The organism is Xenorhabdus entomophaga (assembly GCF_037996725.1).
Lineage (GTDB): Bacteria > Pseudomonadota > Gammaproteobacteria > Enterobacterales > Enterobacteriaceae > Xenorhabdus > Xenorhabdus khoisanae.
In genome coordinates this window covers 1-2979 of sequence record NZ_JBBMXH010000197.1, presented here as the reverse complement: position 1 = coordinate 2979, position 2979 = coordinate 1, and the positions used below count along the sequence as shown (strand labels likewise).

Below are 2979 nucleotides of genomic sequence, written 5' to 3'. Positions count from 1 at the left end.
ATGCATCAATTCAAGGGCGCGTTTTTGTTCTGGTGTCAGATGAATTTTCATGGTTGTAAGCATGATCGGATTGGGATAAGAAATCAAGCATCTTCAATGACGATTGGTATACACAAAAAAATGACTCAACGATGAGAGAATATATTAATAATATTATTTATTACAATAAGTTATAAATTAATTAACATTAAGATCTAATAAATATAAAATTGAGCATTCAATGATATAATTTTACTTGACGAAATAATAACTCAAGGATACTGTTTCATTTAACCACTATCATACAACCAAAAACTCACTAGTATATCACTATTTCCATCAACAAAATTTTCATCAAATAGTAACTTAGTTTTTTCATCATTTAATTTTATTAGTTATAGAAACAGTTTTCTGGATTTTTCTCTCCATTATCTTAAAAATTTCGGTATCTATCGAAATCAAAGTATGAAGGAACTGAATATGCAAAAAAATATTTTCGAACAAGGTGAGTTGAATAATATTGATGCATATAATTCCCAACCCACATCATCAATGCTAACTTCAATTAAGGCATTAGCGGACTTACAAAAAGCCATCGATGAGGTTATGAGTGGAGATAATCCAGATTTTTTGAATATCGCTTCTATACTATCATCACTAAAACAGGAAGATATTGTAGAAATATTAAATGATATTCTGGAAAAAAGAGAAATTACCTCAACTTATGAATGGGTGTCTGAAGACCATATTTATTTACATAGAAAAAATAATTTTAATTTATTAATCAGACTTATTGGTGGTAGTGAGCAAAATACACTTTATACAAATGAATTTGATATTTTTGTCATCAATCCGACAAATACGGAAATAATAGTCCCTTGCTATGAATTTTGTTCAGAACAAAATATATTCCAAAAACCAAAAGCCATTAAAAAAGTTGAAGATTGTCATTTTAAACCAAATAAAGTTTATTACTTTGAAGCTTATAAATATATCTTAGATTTTGATGTTGAATCTTCTCCCAATAATTTCGTATTGATTGTACATTCTGATCCGAAAGGGTGGATTACATGGGTTTATAACAGAGAGACATTAGAGCCAATACAAAGTATCTGTACAAATTTACAGGCATCCAGAATTCTATTATATGTCAGGTTATTAGGAGAGATGAAGGCATCCCAGGCTATTCAATGCATTGAAAATTTAGCAATATCCAATTACGCAAACTTCGTACGCTGGGAAGCCGTGCAGAGCCTTTCCAAAATAGCGCCATCCAATTGCCTAAAAATTCTTAAAATACTGGCGGAGAATGACCAAGATCCAATACTTAAACAAGCTGCTATACATAGCCTAGAAATGACAATGGCAAAAAATTGTTAAAAAATGTCATTGCCGGTTCAGGAGAAACAGAATATGACAATAGATAGCACCCCAACAGTCAAAAATGTACTGGATCTTAAAGAATTTCTTGCATTGTTAAAAAGTTCAGATGTCATATCTCATATAAATACAAAGATTTATATAGAAGATGAAATTAATCAAGTATCTGAATGGTTGTATTCCTATGCCGCCAATAAAGAAGAAATCATTTCTTTTATTTGTTCAGATCTTAGTGATCTAACACAGTTTCAGAAAGCAAATGATATGCAAGCACCTACTTACTTGATTTACAAAGATAAGAAAATCTCTATCAGGATGGTTGCTTGGCTACCGCTGAAAAATCAGTTCGATTTTGTACCACTTCCTTATGGAAAAGCACATGATCATGATTTTGATTTCTGGACTGTTAATTTCTTTGGTAATGGCTATAAAACCAGCCTATATGACTACAATTACAATGACATAAACGGCACAGAGGGTGAATCAGTAACATTGAATTTTTCCGGTGATCGAATGTTATCTGCGGGCAATGTTATGTTTTATAGGCGAAACAAAGACATACATATCCAATACCCACCAAAAGATTTTTGCGTGTCGTTAAATTTGATAGTGCAACCAGAAACAAAAGTCCGCCAAAATAAGCTAATTTTAGATAGTGAAGAAAAACCAGCAGAAAACCAACAAGTTATTGCACATATAAAAAAAGGGAGGAAAGAAAGCTATCACGCCCAAGAGTCACTATTTCGCGGATTATTAAAATTAGGTAACGAGAAAAGCCGTCAGCTCGCTTTACAAGTAGCCCGTAATCACAGTAAAGATGAAATACGTGCTATTGCCTTTGAGGCTATATTAGACGCTGCTGAACGTTCATATAACAAGGACGATATTAGTGATCTCATTGTCTTAGTCAATGATGATAAAAGTAATTATGTCAGAACAAGAGTACAAGAAAAAATTAAGACTATCTTATCCAAATAAGTGAGAAGTCTTTACAATCCTATTGATCAAAGGGGAAATAAAATGAATCATATTGAACAAATTAAAAACAAAAAATCAGGAGTAATTGCAGAAATTTCTCTTGCTTCTTTCGGTACCGAAATTTTACTGGCCGGTGCAGTACCTCACACTCTCTCCGGTAACAAAGCTGGTCGTGAAATAGACGCTGGGGGAGCTGAACGAGGCTGTCTATACCCATATGGTTTATCAGAAAAACAATGAGGTTGCTGATTCAGATTAGTAAAAGCAGTCCAATATTCATACACGAGATCTATCAGAATATAGCCATTGAAAACAATTAACAATCAAAGCAATTTATTACAGATAATTATTGCAGATAAGAAAAAACCCTGAGATTTCTCTCAGGGTTTTTCTCGAAATAAGGTGGCGGTGCGGACGGGACTCGAACCCGCGACCCCCGGCGTGACAGGCCGGTATTCTAACCAACTGAACTACCGCACCACCGAATTTCTTTCTCCGGCTGCCTTTTGTACCGGCAACCGGCTTTTAATTAATGTCTGGCAGTGCCCTACTCTCACATGGGGAGACCCCACACTACCATCGGCGCTACGGCGTTTCACTGCTGAGTTCGGCATGGGGTCAGGTGGGACCACCGCGCTATTG

Annotated in this window: 3 protein-coding genes, 1 tRNA gene and 1 rRNA gene; 3 read left to right on the top strand and 2 right to left on the bottom strand. The window is 34.7% G+C overall.

Annotation, left to right across the window (positions count from 1 at the left end; translation table 11 throughout):
• Window positions 1-459 precede the first annotated feature (459 nt).
• From AAC854_RS21890 to AAC854_RS21880, 3 genes are read left to right on the top strand one after another with little or no spacing between them, the layout of a single operon-like run.
• The gene (locus tag AAC854_RS21890; protein ID WP_340618942.1) at window positions 460-1359 is read left to right on the top strand and encodes a HEAT repeat domain-containing protein; all 900 of its coding nucleotides are present in this window, start codon (window positions 460-462) and stop codon (window positions 1357-1359) included.
• A gap of 33 nt (window positions 1360-1392) precedes the next feature.
• On the top strand, window positions 1393-2337 hold the full coding sequence (locus AAC854_RS21885) for a hypothetical protein (protein ID WP_340618941.1): 945 nt from the start codon (window positions 1393-1395) through the stop codon (window positions 2335-2337).
• A 42-nt stretch (window positions 2338-2379) separates the two neighbouring features.
• Window positions 2380-2577: a hypothetical protein gene (locus AAC854_RS21880; RefSeq protein WP_340618940.1), complete on the top strand. Its 198-nt coding sequence runs from the start codon at window positions 2380-2382 to the stop codon at window positions 2575-2577.
• A gap of 163 nt (window positions 2578-2740) precedes the next feature.
• On the opposite strand, the gene AAC854_RS21875 is transcribed toward AAC854_RS21880, so the two are convergent.
• Window positions 2741-2817: transfer RNA gene (locus AAC854_RS21875), tRNA-Asp, on the bottom strand.
• Window positions 2818-2871: 54 nt separating this feature from the next.
• Window positions 2872-2979, bottom strand: a 5S ribosomal RNA gene (rrf, locus tag AAC854_RS21870); the annotation flags it as partial.

Excerpts from the sequence above, each read along its gene's own strand:
- AAC854_RS21890 (WP_340618942.1), top strand. The coding sequence starts at position 460 with ATGCAAAAAAATATTTTCGAACAAGGTGAGTTGAATAATATTGATGCA.
- AAC854_RS21885 (WP_340618941.1), top strand. The coding sequence starts at position 1,393 with ATGACAATAGATAGCACCCCAACAGTCAAAAATGTACTGGATCTTAAA.
- AAC854_RS21880 (WP_340618940.1), top strand. The coding sequence starts at position 2,380 with ATGAATCATATTGAACAAATTAAAAACAAAAAATCAGGAGTAATTGCA.